The sequence below is a fragment of the Rhodococcus sp. EPR-134 genome (genome assembly GCF_001647205.1).
Lineage (GTDB): Bacteria > Actinomycetota > Actinomycetes > Mycobacteriales > Mycobacteriaceae > Rhodococcus_F > Rhodococcus_F qingshengii.
The window spans coordinates 1-21566 of record NZ_LVCT01000412.1; the positions used below are offsets into that span (position 1 = coordinate 1).

Sequence of the window (21566 nt, forward strand, 5' to 3'; positions counted from 1 at the left end):
TTGGCCAAGGAAGCTGCCGAGGTTGCCGAGATCGCCGAAGCTGTCGACGAAGCAGTGGACGAGTCCAGCATCCTGGCGCTGCCCGCGCCGGCTCGCATCGACGACTCGGTCAAGGCTCCGAGCTGGCCCGAACTGGACGTCACCCCCGCGGACCTCGTGGTCATCGTGGGTGCCGGAGAGCTCGGACCCTACGGTTCCTCGCGTACCCGCTTCGAGATGGAGGTCGACGAGCAGCTCTCTGCCGCAGGCGTTCTCGAATTGGCGTGGAACACCGGACTCATCGTCTGGGAGAACGACCCCAAGCCGGGCTGGTACGACGTCGAATCCGGTGACCTGGTACCCGAGGCGGAAATCGCCGACAAGTACCACGACGCAGTCGTCGAGCGTTGCGGCATCCGTCGCTACGTCGACGAGGGCGCGATGATCGACAACACCGCTCCGCTGCTCACCTCCGTGTTCCTGGACAAGGATCTGAGCTTCGTGGTCGGCAGTGAGGCAGAGGCTCAGGCCTTCGTCGAATCCGATCCGGAGAACACGACGGCGACGGTTTCCGCCGAGTCCGGAGACTGGACGGTCACCCGCCGCGCAGGCACTGAGATCCGCGTCCCGCGCAAGATGAAGCTGACTCGTAGTGTGGGCGGTCAGATTCCGACCAACTTCGACGTCACCAAGTGGGGCATCCCCGCCGACATGGCAGATTCGGTCGACCGCGTCGGCCTCTGGAACATAGTCGCAACGGTGGACGCCTTCCTCACCGGCGGCTTCACTCCGAGCGAACTGCTCCGCTGGGTACACCCGAGCCTGGTCGCCAACACGCAGGGCACCGGCATGGGCGGCATGACCTCCATGAGGAGCCTGTACATCGACACGCTGCTCGGCGAGAACCGTCCGAACGACATCCTGCAGGAAGCGCTGCCGAACGTCATTGCAGCGCACGTCGTTCAGTCGTACGTCGGCGGTTACGGCGCGATGGTTCACCCCGTCGCCGCCTGCGCCACGGCAGCGGTATCCGTCGAAGAAGGCGTCGACAAGATCCGACTCGGCAAGGCGCAGTTGGTTGTTGCCGGCGGGTTCGACGATCTGAGCACGGAAGGCATCATCGGCTTCGGCGACATGTCGGCCACTGCCAAGACCGAGGACATGCATGCCAAGGGCATCGAGGATCGCCGCTTCTCGCGGGCCAACGATCGTCGCCGCGGCGGATTCGTCGAGTCGGCCGGTGGCGGAACGATTCTCCTCGCTCGCGGTGACCTGGCACTCGAGATGGGTCTTCCCGTCCTCGGTGTGGTCGCCTGGGCCGGATCGTTCGCCGACGGTGTCCACACCTCGATCCCGGCACCGGGACTCGGAGCACTGGGCGCCGGACGTGGGGGAGCGGATTCGCAGCTTGCACTCTCGCTCAACGCTCTCGGCGTGAGCGCCGACGACATCGCCGTGATCTCCAAGCACGACACCTCCACTGCCGCCAACGATCCCAACGAGGCGGAGCTGCACGAGCGCCTCGCCGGGGCATTGGGACGCAGTGAAGGCGCGCCGATGTTCGTGGTCTCGCAGAAGAGCCTGACCGGTCACGCCAAGGGTGGTGCCGCAGCCTTCCAGCTGATCGGGCTCTGCCAGGTACTGAGCCAGGGCATCGTCCCGCCGAACCGCAGCCTCGACTGCGTCGACGACAAGATGGCCGAGTTCGAGCACCTCGTGTGGGCACGTCAGCCGCTCAAGTTCGGTGAGCATCTTCCGCTGCGTGCCGGCCTGCTGACCAGCCTCGGCTTCGGTCACGTCTCCGGACTGATCGCAGTCGTGCACCCGCAGGCATTCGTCGAGTCGGTTCCGGCCGACAAGCGTGACGCCTATGTTGCTGCGGCCCAGCAGCGGACGATCGACGGTCAGCGTCGCCTCGCGAAGGCGATGTGCGGTGGCGACAGCCTCTACGAGCGCCCGGCGGATCGTCGCCTCGGTGCCGACGGAACGCCGGCCAAGGCGTCGCGTCAGCTCGAAGCGGACATGCTGCTGAGCGAGGACGCACGACTCGGCGCAGACCAGGTGTACCGCTCGAATCTGCCCGGCTGCAAGTAGTAGTCACGGTATGGGAGTTCTGGGTATCGGTTTCGACCTCGTGACGGTGTCGGAGTTCGCCGAGCAATTGAACAGGCCGGGAACGGCAATGCTCGACAACTTCACACCGGGCGAGCGTCGAGACGCCGCTACCCGGAGCTCCGAACCGGCACGACATTTCGCCGCCCGGTGGGCTGCGAAGGAAGCAGTGATCAAGGCATGGTCCACTGCTCTCTTCGCCGGCCCACCGGTGCTGGGGGAAATGATCCACAATCAGATCGAGGTCGTCTCGGACGCCTGGGGGCGCCCCGGCATCCGGCTTCGCGGTGACGTGGCCAAACACCTGACCGGAGTGAAGATTCATATTTCGCTCACGCACGACGGGGACATGGCGGGCGCTTTCGCGGTCATCGAATCCGACCCGGAGTAGCACTGCCGGACACGAAAGAGCCGGTCTCCCAAGGGGAGACCGGCTCTTTGTCGTTCGACTAGTCCTTCGTGCGGGATTCCTTCTCGGCGACGAGGAGATACGCGATCATCAACCTTTTCAGTTCGGCGACGGCGTCGGCATGCGACTGACCGTCCTGAACCGAGAAATTGAGCATCGAATACACCACGTGGACAAGAACTTCCGCCATCATCAGGCGACGATCTCGCCGCGTACGAGGCGTCAACGGGCCGAGCATTTTCGCTACGGTCTCGGCGAACTGCTTTTCGTGAATGACTCCGGTTGCCCGCGTGGACGGCGTCGACTGCATCGCCAGCCAGACCTCGCGGCGCGACGGATCAGACGTCCACAGCCCGGCCATGTGATCGACGAAACTGTTCAGGAACCGCAACCAGTCGAGCGAGGGTACTTCGCCGCCGAACTGAGCAAGCTCGTGCTGGACCCCGACGAGGTCCTGGCGGTTCAATTCGCACACGATGACGTACTTGTTCGCGAAGAACTGGTAAAGCGTCCCAATCGGGACGTCAGCACGTGCCGCGACTTCTTCACAGGTGAACGATTCGAAACCGACATCGGTGAGGAGTTCCCGTGACGCAGCCAGGAGTGCGTCGAATTTACGCTGGCTGCGCTCTTGCGTCGGACGCTTGCGCGGCAGCAGTTCCTGCGGTTCTTCGAGGCTCTGGGGATTCTCCAGTGCTGGGTCGATTCGTCGCCGCGCGCGGTGACGAGTCGTGGGCTGCACGTCTTCCAGGCTATCGGTGTTTTCTGTCGAATTTGGGACTTGTGCATTATCCGGTGTCATCGGCCACCTACTTCGGCGGTCGTGATCGGTCGAAACGCACCGCGCAGGTGCGCGCACACGAGTCCCGATGCTGTTGCCACACCTCGATACTAGGTGACCAACTGTCCAGTAGCCGAAGAGGTTGCTGCGCGGTGTGGCGCAACGGCGATCCTGGCGCCTGCCTACGTCCGATTCGGGCAGACTGAGATTCTTCGGGCACACCGAGATTCGATGCCGAGGAGAGGGAGACGATGACGGAAGAACTGCGAACCGCGGTAGGTGAACTCATGCCGCGTGCCCGTGAGGATCTGAGTGCACTTTTGGCGATGAAGTCCGTTGCCGATGCACGGCAGTACCCGCCGGAAGAATGCGCGGCCGCTGCGCATTGGGTCCTGGAGGCATTCCGGGCTCAGGGTTTCGCCGATATCGAGGCGATCGAGACCTCCGACGGTTCGGCCGCGGTTGTCGGGCGTCGACCAGGCCCGGGCGGTGCTCCGACCGTTCTGCTGTACTGCCACTACGACGTTCAGCCGCCCGGAAACGAAGAGCTCTGGGGCTCCCCGCCTTTCACGCTCACCGAGCGCGACGGACGGTGGTACGGACGGGGCGCTTCCGACTGCAAGGGCAACGTCGTCATGCATCTGACAGCTCTGCGAGCGCTCGCCGCAGCCGGTGTGGACCCGAGCGTCCACCTGACGCTCGTCGCCGAAGGATCCGAGGAGATGGGCACTGGCGGTCTCGAGGATCTGGTGCGAGAGCGGCCCGAACTTTTTGCAGCCGACATGATCCTGATCGCCGATACCGGCAACACCGAAGTCGGGGAGCCAACGATCACGACGTCATTGCGCGGGATCGCGAACGTTGTGGTCCACGTGTCGACGCTCGAGGGTGAGATTCACTCCGGTGTCTTCGGTGGACCGGCGCCCGATGCGATCACCGCGCTGGTGCACATACTCTCGACGCTGCACGACAGCGCCGGAAACACCACTGTCGAAGGCTTGACCAACGACCAGGAATGGGCGGGTGTCAGTTATGACGGCGATCAGTTCCGCTCCGACGCCGGGGTGCTCGAAGGGGTGCAGCTGACTGGTTCCGGTTCGGTCGCCGAGCAGGTGTGGGCTCGTCCGGCGCTGACCATCCTGGGTATCGACTGCCCGCCGGTCGTGGGTTCGGCGGCGGCGATCACGCCCCGCGCGTCGGCGCGCCTGAATCTTCGTGTCCCGCCTGGCACGGATCCGGCGCAGGCACAGAAGTTGTTGACGGACCACCTCCGCGCGGCGGCGCCGTGGGGCGTCCACATCGAGGTCGTTCCGGAATCGACGGGATCGCCGTTCTCGTCCTCGACGGAGGGTGCAGGTTTCGCGCAGCTGAAGTCCGCGCTCACCGATGCCTACGGCCGCGAAGTCGGATTTGCCGGCCAAGGGGGATCGATACCGCTGTGCAGTGCACTGGCCGAGCAGTTCCCCGACGCGGAGATCGCGTTGATCGGCGTCGAGGAACCGCAATGCCGCATTCATGCGCCCGACGAAAGCGTCGACCCGTCGGAGATCGAGAATCTCGCTTTCGCGGAGGCTCTGTTCTTGAGCCGGTACGGGAGTTAGACCGACAGATCGCGTCGTAGCTTGGCGACGTGGCCGGTGGCCCGGACGTTGTACTGGGCCACCTCGATCTTGCCTTCCTCGTCGACGAGGAACGTCGAGCGGATGACGCCCTGGACGGTCTTGCCGTACATCTTCTTCTCACCGAACGCGCCCCAGGCTTCGAGCGTCGCCTTCTCGGGATCGGAGAGCAGCGGGAAGGTCAACTCTTCGGTATCGCGGAACTTCGCGAGTTTTGCGGGCTTGTCCGGCGAGATTCCGATGACTTCGAGGCCGGCGCCGTTCAGCTCGGCGAGGCTGTCACGGAAGTCGCAGGCCTGCTTGGTGCACCCCGGGGTGCTGGCCGCCGGGTAGAAGTACACGATGACCTTGCGGCCACGGTAATCGTGAAGGGAAACCTCGTTGCCATCGGCGTCTGGGAGCGTGAAATCCGGCGCGACGTCGCCGGCGGACAATCTACTGTTCTCGGTCACGGGAATCGAGGTTAGTCGAGAAATTGCGCGGCAGGTGGGCGCGAGGGCATTCTGCTCCTCTACGGTAGAGCGAAGTGTCGGCGCGCTGCGTCCGCACAGCAGACCCGCACACAGAGCAGCAGAACACAGACAAGTTGGAGGACACGTGCCCAGGGACACCGAGAGCATCGAACGCGAGATCGAGAAGGCGCGTAACCAGCTCGCGAGCACACTCGACGAACTGACGGTCCGCACCAACCCGAAGCGGCTGGTCGAGAACACCAAGAAGACGGTGCTCGCCAAGCTCAACGAGCCGGCAGTGAAGTACGCGCTGATCGCAGTCGGTTCAGTGGTGGGACTACTCGTGGTCCGGAAGATCATTCGCTGACCCGAGTTGTCGAAGACAGAACATGAAGAAGGCCCCCACCTGGTGAGGTGGGGGCCTTCTTGCAAGTGCGCCCACAGGGACTCGAACCCCGGACCCAGTGATTAAGAGTCACTTGCTCTACCAACTGAGCTATAGGCGCTCGCTCTTGCGAGACAGAACATTAGCCGACAGGCTCAGGAGTTTGCAAAACGCGTGTTCATCGTGGTGACGATGGTTACATCGCTTCCGGAAGTCACGAGTGTGGAGGGTGCGAATCCGGCCAGCGGACGGTGCTTTCCAACTGCTGTGCGACGGCGAGAATGGTCGGTTCACCACCGCTGCGCCCGACCAGTTGGACGCTCAGGGGGAGTCCGCGTTCGGAGAACCCGGCGGGCACAGCGGCCGCCGGGTTGCCGCAGACATTCCAGATCGAACAGTAGGCGGCGATCGGCAACGCCTTGCGGACTGCTGACAGAAGGCCGGTTCCTTCGAGTTGTCCGATCGGGCGTGGCAGCGCTGGCGTGGTCGGCATCAGGACCAGGTCGAAGGTGTCGAAGACCTGGTTGACCGTCGCTGCGATTCGCTCACCTTTGCGGTAAGCGAATTTCCCGACGCGCGCGGGAGCGGCTATCCGGCCGATCGACGCGAGTGCTCGTGTGCGCTTCTCGAGTAACGCTGGATGATCGACGCGCAGTGCTTCGTCGCGGACGCCGCCGAGCACCTGGGGGAGAAATGCTGCAGTTGCGTCCGGGTACTCGGGATCGTGCTCTTCGACGTGATGTCCCAACGCGCTCAACATCTCTGCGATCGAATGCACCGCGGCAACGACCTCCGGGGACGGGCGGACGCCCCGGACCGGACTCCGGGTGGACACTGCAATGCGAAGCGGCCCGGGCGCCGACGCGGCTGACTCGGCAAAGCTGGTGCGGAGCGTTTCGGCTGTGTAGTCGTCGATCCCGGTGGTACCGGTTATCACGTCGTACACGAGCGCGCTGTCCTCGACGGAACGAGTGAGAGGGCCTAGCGTGCCGAGTCCGCGCCAGAGGTTTCGGTTCGGCGCGGTGCTCACCCGACCGCGCTGCGGTTTGAGTCCGAACAACCCGCAGAACGCCGAAGGCAGTCGGATGGAACCGCCGCCGTCGCCGCCGATTGCCGCTGCGACCATGCCTGACGCGACGGCCGACGCAGATCCTCCGCTCGATCCGCCGGTGGATATGCCGGTGTCCCAAGGGTTTCTGGTGTAGCCGTTTGCAGCAGTCTCCGTGAAGGGCCAGATGCCGAACTCGGGCATCGTCGTCTTGCCGACGATCACCGCGCCGGCCTCGCGCAACCGCCGGACGACCTCTGAATCGGCCGATGCGATGCGAGTTGCTGCCGCACCGCCGTACGTCGTCGGCGTTCCGGCGACGTCGTTCTCGTCTTTGATCGCGATCGGGACTCCGTGCAGTGGGCCCAGGCTGTGGCCGTCGGCCTGGCGCTGATCGAGACGTGTCGCTTCGTCGAGCGCTTCGTCTGCGAGAACCCGCACAAAAGCATTGAGCGTCGAATCGAGGCGTTCGATACGGCGCAGTGTGTTCTCGGTGAGCTCGCGGGCCGATAATTCTCCGGACCGGATCAGAGCGGCCTGACCCGCAACCCCGGCAAATGCCAGCTCGCTGCCCGGTGTGGTTTCGCGCTCGGTCATCAATCCTCCAGGCCGTGGTTCCGATAACTGTGAAGTCTATTCACCACAACCTGTCCACCACGACACAAAGAAAAATCCCCACCTTCCGAAGAAGGTGGGGACCTTTGCAAGTGCGCCCACAGGGACTCGAACCCCGGACCCAGTGATTAAGAGTCACTTGCTCTACCAACTGAGCTATAGGCGCTCGCTCTTGCGAGACAGAACATTAGCCGAATCGCCGGTTCGGGAGCAAATCGCCAGGTGGAGGCGTCACCGCTGTAGTCCGATCGGAGGAAATCCGCTGAAAGCGGTAACAAAACGGACGGTTCGGAGCGATTGATACTTGAACGTTACTGACGGCGTGGCCTTTCATGACCGTTGGTAACGAGCGCGCCTGGCATCATTGGTGCAGCGCAGTCATACCGCAAGTCCCACTTTCCTTCCGGTAAGTGGGATTCGCATGTGACGCGGAAGTTAGTCGGAGAAATTGTGAAGCGGAGTCGAACGATGAGTCGTCAAAGGTGGGGTCTGTCCGTGCGCGGGGGGAACGGTCGAGCGTCGAAGGGCGCGGCGATGATCGCGGCGTCTCTCGGTGCTCTCGTTCTGATGACCGCGTGCACGTCGGGCGGCAAGGACGTCAGTACCGAAGGGTCGGCGCCGATCGATTCCAATCCGCTCACCGAACTCATCAAGCCGAAACTCACCTCGACCGCTGCCGACGGCGCTGTCGGCTTCTCGCCGGGCGACCCGGTCAAGATCAACGTCGCTGACGGCGCTCTGTCCGACGTGACGATGGTCAATCAGGACGGCAAGGCAGTTGCCGGCGCGATTGCTGCCGACGGTGCGTCGTGGACCACCACCGAGCCACTCGGCTACAACCGCAAGTACAAAATCGAGGCCCGCGCATTCGGATTGGGTGGCGCCAGTACGACGGTCACGTCCTTCACCACCAGCGCACCCGGCAACGTCACCAAGCCGTACGTCTTGCCCAACGAGGGTGACGTGGTCGGCATCGGTCAGCCCATCGCGGTGCAGTTCGACGAGAACATCCCCGATCGCAAGGCTGCCGAAGCTGCGATCACCGTCACCACGACTCCGGCCGTCGAAGGTGCGTTCTACTGGGTCAACAATCGTGAGGTCCGTTGGCGTCCGGAGAACTACTGGGCACCGGGCACCAAGGTCGACGTGAGCGTCAACGTGTACGGGCGCAATCTCGGCAAGGGAGTCTTCGGGCAGGAAGACGCGAAGAGTTCCTTCACCATCGGTGATGCCGTCATCGCCACGGCGGACGACAACACCAAGCAGGTCACTTTCCAGGTCAACGGTGAGACTGTCATGACCATGCCCACCTCCATGGGCAAGGACAGCACTCCTACCGACAACGGCGTCTACATCATCGGTGACCGCTTCGCGAACATGATCATGGACTCGTCCACGTACGGCGTCCCGGTCACCTCGGCGCAGGGTTACAAGACCCCCGTCGACTGGGCGACCCGAATGTCCTACAGCGGCATCTTCTTCCACTCGGCGCCGTGGTCGGTCGGGCAGCAGGGCTACTCCAACACCAGTCACGGCTGCCTCAACCTGAGCCCGTCCAACGCCAAGTGGGTCTACGACAACACCAAGCGTGGGGACATCGTCGTCGTCAAGAACACCGTCGGCGGCACTCTCTCCGGCACCGACGGCCTCGGTGACTGGAACATCCCCTGGAGCGTCTGGAAGACCGGCAACGCGGACGTCTGAGTGCGTCCCTGAAGCCTTGAACGGCAGAATGCCCCCGACCGTCCGGTTGGGGGCATTCTGCATCTGTACACCTTTTGTGAGCGAAAGTGCCTCTCGGTCTGTCTGAGGCGACGGGAGGTACGTTCGCTCGGTGTCAGCGTCGACCGAACGCGTCCACTCCGGTCATCTCAGCGGACAGTGCCCACAATCTGCGTGCGTCGGCGGGATCGGTAGCCCAAGGCTTCACGCCGCCGACGCTCATGTCATCAGTCTGCGCGACGTCCGCGATGTTGCAGTCCTGGAGATACGCGCCGGAGTGATCGGCGAGTATCGGTGCCGTCGCTGCCCACACCGTTGTAGCGGCGCCCTGGGAGGGAGTCTTGAACCCCGGCACGGCGTCGCCATTCGACGTCGTCCATCCGAGATCGTGTTTCTCCGATGCCGAGAAGTGACGTTGAAGGGGAGTGAGGATGCTCCCGGGATGGACGGAGAACGCACTGATACCGCGTGAAGCACCGGAGTTCGCCAGCTGTACAGCGAATAGAGCATTTGCAGTCTTGGCTTGACCGTACGCAAGCCAGCGGTCGTAACCGTTGCGGAAATGTATGTCATTCCAACGCACTCCCGACAGAAAATGTCCCGCCGACGAGACCGCTACTACGCGAGAGCCGTTTGCGGGCATGGCTGGCACAAGCAGGTTCACCAGTACAAAGTGCCCGAGGTGATTGATCGCGAATTGTGATTCCCAGCCGGAGCCGACACGGAGTTCCGGGCAGGCCATGACCCCCGCATTGCAGATGATGATGTCCGGAGTGATCCGGGATTCGAGAATTTCTCGCGCACACGATCTGACACTGCTCGGGTCCGACAGGTCGCACGCTCGCACTTCGATACCCGGAATGTCGGCCACCGCGCTCCGTGCCTGTTCTGGTCGGCGGGCAAGAACTACAACTCGCGCCCCGACCGAAGAAAGTGACTGCGAAACCTCATATCCGAGTCCGGAGTACCCGCCAGTGACCAAAGCAGTTGTGCCGGTTAAATCTTGTCCGGCAAGTACGTCGTTGGCAGTGGAGACTCGAGAGTATCCGGTGTTGATTTTGCGCTGGATGGAATTCATGGCTGCGACCGTAAAATCTGGAGTGCACTCCAGGTCAAGGAAAGGTCGCCAGGCAATGCGCGAAATGTCAATCGGTGACGTCGCTGTCCAGACCGGAATCAGTATCGATTCCCTTCGATACTTCGAACGTGAGGAATTGCTCGTTCACGAGGTTGCGCGCTCGGCAGGTGGGCGTCGGGTGTACTCCGAAAGCGATGTCGCTTGGTTGAAGCTGTGTAATCGCTTCCGAGACTCGGGTATGCCGATCGCCACGATCCGCGAATTCGCCGCTCTGGTCAGGTCAGGTCCAGGAAACGAGAAGGAGCGGCTTTCACTTTTACAGTCGCATGAGGAGTTGATTCGATCCAGGATCTCTGCGCTGCAGGACAACCTGACCGTCATCCACGACAAGGTTTCTGCATACGAGCGACACGTTCGCGAGGGGACCGTCGCAGGCGTCTGGGAGCCGCAACCGTCGCCCGAGTGATCTCGGGTGGGTGATTTGCGGCCATTCCGGCCGCCCCGATGTGAGCGAAAGTGGCTTTCGGTCTATCTGAAGCGACCAGAGGTACGTTCGCTCGGCTCGGGCACGGGTTGCTCGGGAGCGCGCGATTTGTCGCGGTCGCCACCCCACCCACTTCGGGTGAACGTATCGCTGCCCCCGTCAGAGAAGGGGAGCGATACGTTCACCCGGCTGTGGAAGGGGAGATTGGGGCTGGCGCACAAACCAAAAGAACCCCCGAAAATGTCTTCCGACATTCTCGGGGGTTCCGCTTGGGTGAGCGACGGGACTCGAACCCGCGACAGCCAGGATCACAACCTGGTGCTCTACCAACTGAACTACGCCCACCATTGCCTCGGCCACCGGTTTGACCCGGCTGCTTTGACGAAAGAGATACTAGCGCGAAAGTCGGTCAGGAAGCCAATCGGCAGGTCAGGCGGGACCCAAGCCCTCTACGACGGCTGCGATCTCCGCGCTCGACGGTCCGGGCGCCGCGACGAATGCAGTGCCGCGGTAGTACTTGAGTTCGCGGATGGATTCCTTGATGTCGGCGAGTGCCCGGTGGGCGAGACCTTTTTCGGGCTGGCCGAAGTAGATTCGCGGGTACCAGCGGCGGGAGAGTTCCTTGATGGAGCTGACGTCGATCATCCGGTAGTGCAGGTATGTGTCCAGTGCCGTCATGTCCCGTGAGATGAATCCGCGGTCGGTGGCGATTGAATTACCCGCCAAGGGAGCCGTACCGGCGACGGGAACGTGCTTGCGGATGTACGCGAGCACCTCTTTCTCCGCCTCGGCGAGGGTGACCGTCGACTTCCGAACCTCTTCGGTCAGTCCCGACTTTGCGTGCATCTTCTTCACGACGTCGGGCATTGCAGCCAACGCGTCGTCGTCGGCGTGGATGACGATGTCCACACCTTCGCCCAAGATGTTCAAGTCGCTGTCGGTCACCAGAGCCGCAATCTCGATGAGTTTGTCCGACTCGAGTCGCAGCCCGGTCATTTCACAATCGATCCATACCAATTTGTCCTGCACCAGGAACACAGTAGTGCGCGCGGGCGCGGGATAAGGTCTGCGGTGGAAACTCGACGTGTGTAAGACGGCGTTCGGGTGATGACAAGAACTTCGCCGCATTGCAACGAGGAGGGCTTTTCGATGACCGTGGATCCGAAGGACGGAGCAGCGCCGCCGACGCCGGCGGAGAAGGCGAAAGCTGCCAAGGCTGCCGCTGCCGAAGCCGCTCGGATTGCAGCTGAAGCCGCTGCAGCAGCTGAGGAAGCAGAGAAGGAAGCGGCTGCCGCTGAGGCCGAAGCATCGGCCGGAGCCACCCCCGCTGCTCAGGCGCCCTCGGGTGCTGCCGCTGAAATCGCGGCGGGCTATTCATCCGAGGGGCGGGCACTCGAGCTCGGCTCGGTGGTTATCGACGGTGTGGCAGATCCCACCGCGCGGGTGCGGATTCCGTTGGCGACGATCAACCGTCACGGTCTGATCGCCGGTGCGACGGGTACCGGCAAGACCAAGACGTTGCAGGGCATCACCGAGCAGCTGTCCGCCGCGGGTGTGCCGGTTGTGATGGCCGACGTCAAGGGCGATCTCTCGGGTCTGTCGAAGGCGGGGGATCCGAGCGAGAAGATGAAGTCTCGCGCAGTCGAGACGGGCGACGATTCGTGGACTCCCGCTGGGATGCCAGTCGAGTTCTTGTCGTTGGGAACGGACGGAATCGGTATCCCGGTGCGCGCGACCATCGCCAGTTTCGGGCCGATCCTGCTCAGTAAAGTGTTGGGCCTCAACGAGACCCAGGAATCGACACTCGGGCTGATCTTCCACTGGGCCGACACTCAGGGCCTCGCCCTGCTGGACCTCAAGGATCTGCGTTCGGTCATCGCCTACCTGACAAGCGCTGAGGGCAAGGCCGATCTGAAGGGTATCGGCGGAGTTTCCTCGGCGACGGCGGGAGTGATTCTGCGCGCGTTGGTCAACCTCGAAGCAGATGGTGGTGACACCTTCTTCGGTGAACCAGAACTCGAAACCGAGGATCTGCTGCGTGTCGTCGGCGGTGCCGGTGTGATCACGCTGTTCGAACTCGGTGCCCAGGCGGCGCGCCCGGCAATGTTCTCCACCTTCCTGATGTGGGTGCTCGCGGACCTGTTCCAGACGCTGCCCGAAGAGGGAGATCTGGACAAGCCGAAGCTCGTGTTCATCTTCGACGAGGCGCACCTTCTGTTCGCGGACGCGTCGAAGGCCTTCCTGCAGCAGGTCGAACAGACGGTCAAGCTCATTCGTTCCAAGGGCGTCGGCGTGTTCTTCTGCACACAACTTCCGACCGACATTCCGAATTCGGTGCTGTCACAGTTGGGTGCGCGGGTTCAGCACGCCCTGCGTGCCTTCACGCCCGACGATCAGAAAGCCCTCAACAAGACCGTGCGCACGTACCCGAAAACCGAGCACTACGACCTGGAAAAGGCACTGACTTCACTCGGCATCGGTGAAGCCATCGTGACCGTACTCTCGGAAAAGGGTGCGCCGACGCCCGTGGCCTGGACCAAGATTCGTCCTCCGAGGTCGCTGATGGACACCATCGGCAACGACGCGATCAAGGCGGCCGCGTCGTCGAGTCCGCTGAATCAGAAGTACGGCCAGACCATCGACCGCGAGTCGGCGTACGAGAAGCTGACGGCCAAGGTGGCCGGTGCTCCGACAGCGGATCAGTCCCTGGATCTTCCGTCGCTGCCCGATCTGCCGCCACCGCCGCCGGCCGAGCCGGAGGGCCCCAACATCGCCGAGCAGATCTTGGGCAACTCGGCTGTCAAGAGTTTCCTGCGCTCGGCGGCTTCGGCTGCGGGACGCGAGATTTCGCGAAACATCTTCGGCACCGGTAGTCGCCGCAGGCGCTGAGGCTCAGGCGCCCGCGAGGTCAGATGCCGACCTCGCGGGCCAGCAGGTCGTTGATCGATTCGCGCCTGATCAACGGCCGCGCAATCCCGCCCAGCACGGCGACGACCGGCGGCCGGCCGACGCTGTTGTAGGTGGAGGCCATGCTGTGGTGGTATGCGCCCGTACACGGCACTGCCAACAGGTCACCTTCATGTAGGTCGGCGGGAAGCCTTGCTCCGACGGCAATTTCGTCGCCCGATTCGCAGTGTCGCCCGGCGACGGTGACTTCCTGGAGCGGTGCGCGCGAATGTCGGTTCACCAGTTCGACGTCGTAGTGGCTGTCGTACAACGACACCCGAGGGTTGTCGCTCATCCCACCGTCGACGGAGACGAAGGTTCGACCGCCGCTGATCGTCTTGATGTTCTGTACGCGATAGAGCGTGACTCCGGCCCGCGCGGCGATCGCTCGGCCAGGCTCGAGCACGATTTCGGGGCGAGGGAAGCGGTTTCGGATGCACGCGTCGTCGAGAGTTTCGTCGATGACGTGAGCGAGGCGGGTCAGATCCAGTTGGGCGTCTCCCGGCATGTATGCGATCCCATGGCCACCGCCGAGATCGAGTTCGGTGAGGATGATTCGATGCGTGCGTCGTATGTCGTCCATCTGTGCGATCATCGTCTCGATCGCGGGGCGGAAGAGTTCGGGATCGGTGATCTGGGAGCCGAGATGGCAATGCAGGCCGATGAGTTGCAGGTGCGTCGCGTTGGCGACGACGGATACCGTATGTTCCAGTTCTTCGGAAAACGCTGGTAGGCCGAACTTTTGGTCCACGATGCCCGTGGACACTGCCCTGTGTCCGTGTATGTCGATGCCGGGTGTGACTCTGACCAACACCTTCTGTCGGTGGGTGCACACCGACGCGAGCCGTACCGCTTCGCTGGGGGAGTCGAGGACGATCCGGCCGACACCCGCGTTGACCGCCGCCCTCAGTTCGGAAACCGATTTGGCATTGCCGTGCAGGATGATTCGATGGGGGTCCACGCCCGCGGCAAGCGCGACGGCGAGTTCACCGGCGGAACAGACATCCACCCCGAGTCCCTCGTCGGAGACCCAGGTAGCCATCGCTCGAATCATCAGTGCCTTGCCGGCGTACACGATCTCCGAGTCGGGGAAGATCTCTCGATACGTGCGGCAGCGGTGCCGCACGTCCGCCTCGTCGACGACGTACGTCGGTGTGCCGTACTGGTCCGCGATCTCTTCGAGGGAGACGTCGCCGATGCAGACACGCCCGCTGTGGTCGTGGCGAGTACTGATGGGCCACAACGCAGGATCCATACGCGGTGTCATTGCGCCGCGTAGGGAGGGGAAGATTTCGAGTAGCGTCACGTCGATCTCCTGAAGGTGACCCGCCGTGTTGCGGGCTACTTTCAGATCTACTCCCGAAGATCACCGGTGGGGCGGATCTTGACGCCTACTTGACGCGCCGCCGAACGAGGTTGACGCGGCTCTGACGGCCTCGGCACTGTGCCCGTGGACTCACTGTGCCCGTCGCCGCCTCCATCCGAGCCAACCGAGCACCGCGAGCAATGCCACCGCGGCGCCTCCGCCGATGACCGTCGATCGGTCGGCGGACACACCAACGGACGGAGTTCCGCCGGGGCTCGGGGCGTAACCGGCGCCGCACACGGACTCGACCGCCGCTTGGATGTCGAACCCGGTTTCGGTAGCCGGCCCGCAGCTGTGCCCCTCGTGCTCGGCGTCGACGTCGTACGGCGCAGAAACGAACATCAGCTGCTCGGTGCCGAGCACCTAGCTTGTGCCACAACCGTTCCCGTTCGCGAGTGTCCCCACCGACGTCACCGATGCCAGATCGCCTTTGTAGACCCGGCTGACGTCGAACAGGTAGGTGTCCTCGAACCCGTCCGAAGTTTTCTCCGTCGGAGTCCCGAGGAAAACGGTGCCGGAGACGCTCACGGCTTCTTCCGGGGTAGCCGATGATGCGCACGAACATGCATTCGCTGCCGAGGGCAGCAGTAAGGGCAACCCTCCGGTCAAAAGAAGGATTGCCCCGACTGCCAGTGTTCTTCGCATCGCCATTAACCGACTATATGGTCTGCTATGGCCTGCTCTGAGAAGTTTGAGTGAATCAGCCGCCGAGCTTCTTGTAGAACGTGCCCACGATGGGCGCAACGACGGCACGCGGGCTGTAACCGCCCGCGACGGACATCGCCTTGCTCAAGATGCCCGGTACGACGCGCATCTTGTTCTCGGCCAGGCCGTCGAGCGAGACCTTGGCGGTGTACTCGCTCGAGATCCAGAAGAAGTCCGGGACGAGCTTGTCGACGATCGACGCTTCGGCCGGGTCCGGGGTTTCGGTGCGTACGGGGCCTGGGGCGAGCAGGGTGACGTTCACTCCGGTGCCCTTGAGTTCACCTCGCAACGATTCCGCAAAGGTGTTCACGAACGCCTTGGTGGCGGCGTACGTCGCGTTGTTGGGGATCGGCATGTTGCCGGCCGCGGACCCGACCATCAGGATGGCTCCGGACTTGCGCGCGAGCATGCCGGGCAGCACGGCCAGCGTGAGATCGTGCACTGCAACGGCGTTGAGCTCGACCTGGTCGCGCTCGTAGGCCGGGTCCAGCTCGGCGATCGGCCCGAAGGTGGCGATACCGGCGTTGTTGCACAGGATGCTGATGTCGCGGCCACCGAGTTCCTCGACCAGAACGGCACGCGCCGCGCTGTCGGAGAGGTCCGATGCACGGACCTCCACCTCGACGCCGTGCGCGGCGCGAAGCTTCTCGGCGAGGGCCTCCATGACCTCGCCACGACGGGCAACGAGGATCAGGGAGTGTCCGCGTGATGCCAGATCAGCGGCCAGTGCCTCTCCGATGCCGGAGGAGGCGCCGGTCACTACGGCGCGGGCTGTGGTTGTGGGTGTCGGCAGGCTCACGATCAGTCAGCGTAGCCGGTCAGATCTTCGCGGCCAGTCGTGTGCCCTGTTCGATGGCACGCTTGGCGTCGAGTTCGCCAGCGACATCCGCGCCGCCGATGATGTGGGTCACCACACCCGCGACGGTCAGTTCGTCCACGAGATCGCGAACCGACTCCTGCCCGGCGCAGATGACGATGGTGTCGACCTCGAGAAGTCGGGGCTTCTCGTGCTTCTCACCGAAGGTGATATGCAGGCCGGCGTCGTCGATGCGCTCGTAGTTGACGCCCGAGAGCTCGTGGACGCCCTTGTTCTTGAGGGCCGCCCGGTGGACCCAGCCGGTGGTCTTCGCGAGGCCGGCGCCGATGCGTCCTGGCTTGCGTTGGAGGAGATAGACCTCCCGCTCGGAGAGCTCTGGTACCGGAGTGGTGAGAGCGCCCGGGGCCATTTCGGGCTCGGTGACGCCCCATTCCTGCTTCCACTCCTTGAGATGAAGAGTGGGGGAAGTGGGGTGCGTGAGGAATTCGCTCACGTCGACGCCGATGCCGCCGGCACCGATGACGGCGACGGACTTGCCGACGGGCTTGCCCTCTCGGACGACCTCGGCGTAGGTCAGCACCTTCGGGTTCTCGATGCCGGGGATCTTGGGAACCCGCGGCGTCACGCCGGTGGCAACCACGACTTCGTCGAAGGAGCCGATGAGATCTGCCGGTGCGACGCGGGTTTCGAGCTTGACCGTCACTCCGGCCACGTCCAGCATGCGGGTGTAGTAACGAATGGTCTCGGCGAACTCTTCCTTACCCGGAATGAGCTGTGCGATCCCGAATTGCCCGCCGATCTTGTCCGAGGCCTCGAACAACGTGACCGAATGACCACGCTGAGCAAGATTGAGTGCTGCGGAAAGTCCGGCAGGACCGGCGCCGACGACGGCGAGATTCTTGGTCCGCCGAGTGGGGGAGAGGATCAGCGTGGTCTCACGGCCCGCGCGCGGATTGAGCAGGCAGGAGACCTGCTTGTGAACGAAGGCGTGGTCGAGGCAGGCTTGGTTGCAGGCAATGCACGTGTTGATCTCGTCGGACGCTCCGCGTTCTGCCTTGTTCACCCAGTCGGGATCGGCGAGCATCGGCCTGGCCATCGAAATCAACTGCGCGTCACCGCGGTTGAGGATCTCTTCGGCAGTCTCGGGCATGTTGATCCGATTCGAGGCGGCTACCGGAATGTCGACGTGCTTCTCGAGCTTGCTCGTGATGTCCACGAAGGCTGCTCGGGGAACCGAGGTGACGATGGTGGGCACCCGTGACTCGTGCCATCCGATGTCGGTGTTGATGATCGTGGCGCCGGCAGCTTCGACTTCCTTTGCCAATGAGACGATTTCATCCCAGGTCTGACCGCCCTCGACCAGGTCTGCCATCGACAACCGGAACACGATGATGAAGTTCGGGCCGACGGCCTTGCGTGTGCGTCGCACGATTTCGACTGCCATGCGTCGACGGTTCTCGGAACTGCCGCCCCACTGGTCGGTGCGCTTGTTCGTGCGCTCGCAGAGGAACTGGTTGATGAAGTAGCCCTCACCGCCCATGATTTCGACGCCGTCGTAACCCGCGGACTTGGCCAGACGCGCGCAGCGAACATAGTTCCGGATCTGCCAACGCACCCCACGGCCGGTCAGCTTGCGCGGACGGAACGGATTGATGGGCGCCTTGATCGACGACGCGGAGACACTGAACGGCTGGTAGCTGTAGCGGCCGGCGTGCAGGATCTGCATGGCGATCTTTCCACCCGCGTCGTGAACCGCCTTGGTGATCCGGCGGTGACGGCGCGCTTCGATGCGGTTGGTCAGCTTGGCACCGAAGGGCAAGAGCCAACCGGTGCGGTTGGGCGCGTAGCCGCCGGTGATGATCAAGCCGGCTCCGCCACGGGCACGTTCGGCGAAGTACTCGGCCAAGCGGTCGGTGTCCTTCGCGCGATCTTCGAGGCCGGTGTGGATCGATCCCATGACGACGCGGTTCTTCAGCGTCGTGAATCCGAGGTCGAGCGGTTCGAGCAGGCGGGGAAACTGTGTATCCGTCATGACTGAAGATGTCCTTCCACGGCGTACTCGCCAGTGTCTTCGGTGGCGTACTCGCCAGTGGGCAGTGCGTCTAGAACTTCCTGGCACCAGTCGGTGAATCCTTCCTCGACGCGAATGCCGCCGCGAAGTACGAGGTACTGGTGCAGCGAAGAGCCGGAAAGCGCTGCTGGATTGGGGAAGTCACGCTTTTCGATGAGTCGGTAGACGTCGAGGCGGGCGGCGTGGCCGTCGCGGTGGCGAGCGACTTCGCGTCGTAGAGCGGGGAGATCGGCGTGCGCAGCGGCCCTGATCTTGATGGCCAACTCGTTGCGCAGGTGGTTCGGTTCGGACGGCTCTGCGATCCATCGGGTCAGTTCGGCGCGGCCGGCATCGCTGACGCGGTACATCTTCTTGTCCGGTCGGCCGTCCTGCGCGATGGCTTCCACCTCCACCCAGCCTGCCTCGTCCATTCGCTTGAGGACTCGGTAGATCTGCTGGTGCGTCGCGCTGTGGAAGAAGCCGATCGACTTGTCGAACCGGCGTGTGAGGTCGTATCCCGACGCATCCTGTTCGGACAGGGAGACGAGCAACGCATGTTCGAGTGCCATGGAAAAAGTATCTATGCACTCAGGTGCGTATGCAACTAAGTGCGTACTAACTCGGGTGCATAGAACGTCTTGTATGTCGACTTCGGAGAGAGGCGCCGAGTCGCCCGCGCGCAGTTAGGCTTCGCCGTATGAGCGCCGAGTCCACGAGCACGCAGGCCGAGCCACCCGCAGGCATCGGCGGTGCGGCCACGAAGAGTCAAGTGTTCGCATGGGGGCTGTGGGATTGGGGATCGGCCGCATTCAACGCAGTGATCCTCACGTTCGTCTTCTCGGTCTATCTCACCGACGCGGTCGGTGACGACCTTCCCGGCACGATTTCGGCAACTACGTGGCTCAGCTGGGCACTCGGAATCGCCGGCTTCTTCATCGCGATTCTCGCTCCGATCACCGGACAACGTTTCGATGCGTCGGGTAAACGTAAACTCTCGCTCGCGATACTGACCGGCATCACCGTGCTCTCGATGGCGGGCCTCTACTTCGTCGAGGACAACTACCGCTATCTGTGGCTCGGATTGGTTCTGCTCGCAATCGGTTCGGTGATCTTCGAGCTTGCCGGCGTTCCCTACAACGCCATGATGCGGCAGGTGTCGACACCGGAGAATCTGGGACGAGTCTCCGGCTTCGGCTGGGCCATGGGATATTTCGGCGGAATCGTGCTGCTGTTGCTGTGCTACTTCGGGTTCATCGTCGGCGACGGCGACACTCGGGGATTCCTCGGATTGACCACCGACGGCGGCATGAACATCCGGATGGTGGCACTGCTGGCTGCAGTGTGGTTCGCGGTCTTCGCGATTCCGGTGTTCTTCAAGGTTCCCGAGTTGCCCAGCCCCGCGGTCGATCCGGGAGCGTCCAAGGCCGGGTTCCTCGACTCCTATCGGGTGTTGTGGCGCGATCTGCGCGAACTCTGGAACGTCGACAGGCGCACGATCTGGTACCTGATCGCGAGCGCACTCTTTCGTGACGGTCTGGCGGGCGTGTTCACCTTCGGGGCCGTGCTGGCTGTCAACGTCTACGGAATCAGCGCTGCCGACGTCCTACTGTTCGGTGTCGCGGCCAACGTGATTTCCGCAATCGGTGCATTGGTGGCCGGACGCTTCGACGATCGGATCGGACCGAAACAGGTCATCACCGTCTCGCTGGCGTCGATGATCGTGGTCGGCGCGATCCTGATCGCGGTGTCAGGGCCGGTGATGTTCTGGATCTTCGGTCTCGCGCTCTGCCTCTTCGTCGGGCCCGCTCAGTCGTCGGCACGAACCTTCTTGGCGCGCATCACCCCGCCTGGGCGTGAAGGTCAGATGTTCGGCCTGTATGCGACCACAGGCCGAGCAGTGTCGTTTCTGGCGCCGACACTGTTCGGCCTGTTCGCTTGGCTCTTCGGTGCAGACCGTGCCGGCATCATCGGACTGCTGGTGGTTCTCGGCGTCGGTCTTGCCGCATTGTCGATGGTGAAGGCGCCGGAAGGGGACAGTGCGCTTCCCGTCAATCCTTGAAGTAGACCAACTGGTGTGTCGTAGCGAGCAATGCGCCGTCACTGCCCCAAATTTCGGCCGACTGATCGAAGTATCCGTTGCCGAACCGTTGGGTCCGCGCGGTTCCCAGCACGGAATTGTCTGCCTGTTCGGTCAGCGTCTGAGCGTCGGCGTGGAAGTAGATGGTCATGGAGACCGTCCCAGCCGGTGCCATCTTGCCTCGGCGCAAGAAAACTCGTGGGAAGAAGACATCGCACAGTGCAGTCAGCGACGTGAAGTCGAGAGCGCGAGCCGGCCGATCGCGCACCCTTAGCGTCGTAGTCGAGTCGGGATGCTCGCCCGACTCCAGGTCGGGGATTGCACCTTCGACAAAGCGCATCTCGTAGTTCTGTGCCCAGGCGATGAACTCGGGGAACGGCAGCAGCGCAACGTCTTCGGCCGACGGAACCTCCGGCATCGTGATTTCGGTCGACGACCAGGTTTCACGCCTGGTACCGAACACTGCCGTCGCGGTAGTGGCGACGGTTCCGTCCTGAGAAAGTTCGATGGACCAGTGTTGCGTCGAGCGGTTGGTGCGCACCGGCCGGGCGGAGGTCTCGAAGGCGCCCTCGGTGATCGGACCGGCAAAGTTGACGGTCAACGACAGCGGATCGCCGAGGCGTTCGGGGTGCTTCAGTACAGATTCGAGCAACGTGGCAGCGGTGACGCCGCCGAACGGCCCGACCATGTTGTTGTACGCCGGATTGGTCTCGCCGGTCGACAAGCCGGCGGTGAGTGGCGTCAATCCGACAGCAGCGTCGAAAGGATGGGGTGGTGCAACGGTCTCGGTCATCGCAGAACTCCTGGTGATGGAATCAATTCGGCTCTATGTATGACAACATACATAGAGCCGAATTCGTCGCGGCGATCAGGATCCTGCACGTGCGAGGATCGCCTCGGCCAACTCTTCGGCTCGCTCTT

The 21566-nt window shown here is 63.2% G+C and carries 20 protein-coding genes and 3 tRNA genes; 8 read left to right on the forward strand and 15 right to left on the reverse strand.

Annotation, left to right across the window (positions count from 1 at the left end; all coding sequences use genetic code 11):
• Together A2J01_RS18915 and acpS are read left to right on the forward strand one after the other, a co-directional pair.
• Positions 1-2073: beta-ketoacyl synthase N-terminal-like domain-containing protein (locus tag A2J01_RS18915; protein ID WP_269455326.1), on the forward strand; the 2073-nt coding region annotated here is incomplete at its 5' end.
• A 10-nt stretch (positions 2074-2083) separates the two neighbouring features.
• The gene (gene acpS, locus A2J01_RS18920; RefSeq protein WP_003945362.1) at positions 2084-2482 is read left to right on the forward strand and encodes a holo-ACP synthase AcpS; all 399 of its coding nucleotides are present in this window, start codon (positions 2084-2086) and stop codon (positions 2480-2482) included.
• A 58-nt stretch (positions 2483-2540) separates the two neighbouring features.
• Here acpS and A2J01_RS18925 read toward each other — a convergent pair whose 3' ends face one another.
• Positions 2541-3242, reverse strand: coding sequence for a TetR family transcriptional regulator (locus tag A2J01_RS18925; protein ID WP_064113319.1), 702 nt, complete (start codon positions 3240-3242; stop codon positions 2541-2543).
• 290 nt (positions 3243-3532) lie between these two features.
• Here A2J01_RS18925 and A2J01_RS18930 point away from each other — a divergent pair, with 290 nt between their 5' ends.
• Positions 3533-4882: a dipeptidase gene (locus tag A2J01_RS18930; protein WP_064113320.1), complete on the forward strand. Its 1350-nt coding sequence runs from the start codon at positions 3533-3535 to the stop codon at positions 4880-4882.
• Here the strand turns inward: A2J01_RS18930 and bcp are convergent.
• Positions 4879-5352 (reverse strand): thioredoxin-dependent thiol peroxidase, encoded by a 474-nt coding sequence (bcp, locus tag A2J01_RS18935; RefSeq protein WP_007733290.1) that lies wholly within the window; start codon positions 5350-5352, stop codon positions 4879-4881. The genes A2J01_RS18930 and bcp overlap by 4 nt on opposite strands.
• 145 nt (positions 5353-5497) lie before the next feature.
• On the opposite strand from bcp, the gene A2J01_RS18940 reads away from it, so the two are divergent.
• Positions 5498-5719 carry a DUF3618 domain-containing protein gene (locus A2J01_RS18940; RefSeq protein WP_003945299.1) on the forward strand — a complete coding sequence of 74 codons (222 nt, stop codon included), beginning with the start codon at positions 5498-5500 and terminating at the stop codon, positions 5717-5719.
• Between the two features lie 66 nt (positions 5720-5785).
• Here A2J01_RS18940 and A2J01_RS18945 read toward each other — a convergent pair.
• The 3 genes from A2J01_RS18945 to A2J01_RS18955 all read right to left on the reverse strand — a co-directional run bounded on the left by A2J01_RS18945 (position 5786) and on the right by A2J01_RS18955 (position 7566).
• Positions 5786-5858: transfer RNA gene (locus tag A2J01_RS18945), tRNA-Lys, on the reverse strand.
• A 93-nt stretch (positions 5859-5951) separates the two neighbouring features.
• Positions 5952-7382, reverse strand: a complete 1431-nt coding sequence (locus tag A2J01_RS18950) for an amidase (protein WP_064075835.1) — start codon at positions 7380-7382, stop codon at positions 5952-5954.
• A gap of 111 nt (positions 7383-7493) precedes the next feature.
• Positions 7494-7566, reverse strand: a tRNA-Lys gene (locus tag A2J01_RS18955).
• 368 nt (positions 7567-7934) lie between these two features.
• Between A2J01_RS18955 and A2J01_RS18960 the strand changes: the two genes are divergently transcribed.
• Positions 7935-9104 (forward strand): L,D-transpeptidase, encoded by a 1170-nt coding sequence (locus A2J01_RS18960; protein WP_125052658.1) that lies wholly within the window; start codon positions 7935-7937, stop codon positions 9102-9104.
• A 133-nt stretch (positions 9105-9237) separates the two neighbouring features.
• Here A2J01_RS18960 and A2J01_RS18965 read toward each other — a convergent pair whose 3' ends face one another.
• Complete coding sequence (locus A2J01_RS18965) at positions 9238-10200, reverse strand: oxidoreductase (RefSeq protein WP_064113321.1); 963 nt, start codon at positions 10198-10200, stop codon at positions 9238-9240.
• 55 nt (positions 10201-10255) lie between these two features.
• Here A2J01_RS18965 and A2J01_RS18970 point away from each other — a divergent pair, with 55 nt between their 5' ends.
• The gene (locus A2J01_RS18970) at positions 10256-10666 is read left to right on the forward strand and encodes a MerR family transcriptional regulator (RefSeq protein ID WP_064113322.1); all 411 of its coding nucleotides are present in this window, start codon (positions 10256-10258) and stop codon (positions 10664-10666) included.
• Positions 10667-10956: 290 nt separating this feature from the next.
• Here A2J01_RS18970 and A2J01_RS18975 read toward each other — a convergent pair.
• Together A2J01_RS18975 and orn are read right to left on the reverse strand one after the other, a co-directional pair.
• Positions 10957-11029 (reverse strand) — tRNA-His (locus A2J01_RS18975).
• Between the two features lie 84 nt (positions 11030-11113).
• Entirely contained in the window at positions 11114-11713 is a 600-nt protein-coding gene (gene orn / locus A2J01_RS18980) for an oligoribonuclease (RefSeq protein ID WP_024487359.1), read from the reverse strand.
• Between the two features lie 120 nt (positions 11714-11833).
• Between orn and A2J01_RS18985 the strand changes: the two genes are divergently transcribed.
• Positions 11834-13573, forward strand: coding sequence for a helicase HerA-like domain-containing protein (locus tag A2J01_RS18985; protein WP_064113323.1), 1740 nt, complete (start codon positions 11834-11836; stop codon positions 13571-13573).
• Positions 13574-13592: 19 nt separating this feature from the next.
• Here the strand turns inward: A2J01_RS18985 and lysA are convergent, their stop codons facing one another.
• The 6 genes from lysA to A2J01_RS19010 form a co-directional block, all read right to left on the reverse strand.
• The gene (gene lysA / locus A2J01_RS18990) at positions 13593-14936 is read right to left on the reverse strand and encodes a diaminopimelate decarboxylase (RefSeq protein WP_064113324.1); all 1344 of its coding nucleotides are present in this window, start codon (positions 14934-14936) and stop codon (positions 13593-13595) included.
• A gap of 150 nt (positions 14937-15086) precedes the next feature.
• A complete protein-coding gene (locus A2J01_RS36915; RefSeq protein WP_231915832.1) occupies positions 15087-15338 on the reverse strand; it encodes a hypothetical protein in 252 nt (83 codons plus the stop codon).
• Between the two features lie 21 nt (positions 15339-15359).
• Positions 15360-15524 (reverse strand): hypothetical protein, encoded by a 165-nt coding sequence (locus A2J01_RS36920; protein ID WP_231915833.1) that lies wholly within the window; start codon positions 15522-15524, stop codon positions 15360-15362.
• A gap of 172 nt (positions 15525-15696) precedes the next feature.
• Positions 15697-16500, reverse strand: a complete 804-nt coding sequence (gene cmrA / locus A2J01_RS19000) for a mycolate reductase (protein WP_007733327.1) — start codon at positions 16498-16500, stop codon at positions 15697-15699.
• A gap of 19 nt (positions 16501-16519) precedes the next feature.
• Positions 16520-18550: an NADPH-dependent 2,4-dienoyl-CoA reductase gene (locus A2J01_RS19005; RefSeq protein ID WP_030537591.1), complete on the reverse strand. Its 2031-nt coding sequence runs from the start codon at positions 18548-18550 to the stop codon at positions 16520-16522.
• A complete protein-coding gene (locus A2J01_RS19010; RefSeq protein WP_064113325.1) occupies positions 18547-19137 on the reverse strand; it encodes a PadR family transcriptional regulator in 591 nt (196 codons plus the stop codon). Before A2J01_RS19010 ends, A2J01_RS19005 begins: the two co-directional genes overlap by 4 nt.
• Positions 19138-19265: 128 nt before the next feature.
• Here A2J01_RS19010 and A2J01_RS19015 point away from each other — a divergent pair, with 128 nt between their 5' ends.
• Positions 19266-20627, forward strand: a complete 1362-nt coding sequence (locus tag A2J01_RS19015) for an MFS transporter (protein ID WP_007733331.1) — start codon at positions 19266-19268, stop codon at positions 20625-20627.
• On the opposite strand, the gene A2J01_RS19020 is transcribed toward A2J01_RS19015, so the two are convergent.
• On the reverse strand, positions 20617-21438 hold the full coding sequence (locus tag A2J01_RS19020) for an acyl-CoA thioesterase (RefSeq protein WP_064113326.1): 822 nt from the start codon (positions 21436-21438) through the stop codon (positions 20617-20619). The two genes, A2J01_RS19015 and A2J01_RS19020, sit on opposite strands and share 11 nt — an antisense overlap.
• Between the last annotated feature and the right edge of the window lie 128 nt (positions 21439-21566).

Coding starts and splice junctions, on each gene's coding strand:
- acpS (WP_003945362.1), top strand. CDS start 2,084: ATGGGAGTTCTGGGTATCGGTTTCGACCTCGTGACGGTGTCGGAGTTC.
- A2J01_RS18930 (WP_064113320.1), top strand. CDS start 3,533: ATGACGGAAGAACTGCGAACCGCGGTAGGTGAACTCATGCCGCGTGCC.
- A2J01_RS18950 (WP_064075835.1), bottom strand. CDS start 7,382: ATGACCGAGCGCGAAACCACACCGGGCAGCGAGCTGGCATTTGCCGGG.
- A2J01_RS18960 (WP_125052658.1), top strand. CDS start 7,935: ATGATCGCGGCGTCTCTCGGTGCTCTCGTTCTGATGACCGCGTGCACG.
- A2J01_RS18965 (WP_064113321.1), bottom strand. CDS start 10,200: ATGAATTCCATCCAGCGCAAAATCAACACCGGATACTCTCGAGTCTCC.
- A2J01_RS18970 (WP_064113322.1), top strand. CDS start 10,256: ATGCGCGAAATGTCAATCGGTGACGTCGCTGTCCAGACCGGAATCAGT.
- A2J01_RS18985 (WP_064113323.1), top strand. CDS start 11,834: ATGACCGTGGATCCGAAGGACGGAGCAGCGCCGCCGACGCCGGCGGAG.
- A2J01_RS36915 (WP_231915832.1), bottom strand. CDS start 15,338: ATGTTCGTTTCTGCGCCGTACGACGTCGACGCCGAGCACGAGGGGCAC.
- A2J01_RS19005 (WP_030537591.1), bottom strand. CDS start 18,550: ATGACGGATACACAGTTTCCCCGCCTGCTCGAACCGCTCGACCTCGGA.
- A2J01_RS19010 (WP_064113325.1), bottom strand. CDS start 19,137: ATGGCACTCGAACATGCGTTGCTCGTCTCCCTGTCCGAACAGGATGCG.
- A2J01_RS19015 (WP_007733331.1), top strand. CDS start 19,266: ATGAGCGCCGAGTCCACGAGCACGCAGGCCGAGCCACCCGCAGGCATC.
- A2J01_RS19020 (WP_064113326.1), bottom strand. CDS start 21,438: ATGACCGAGACCGTTGCACCACCCCATCCTTTCGACGCTGCTGTCGGA.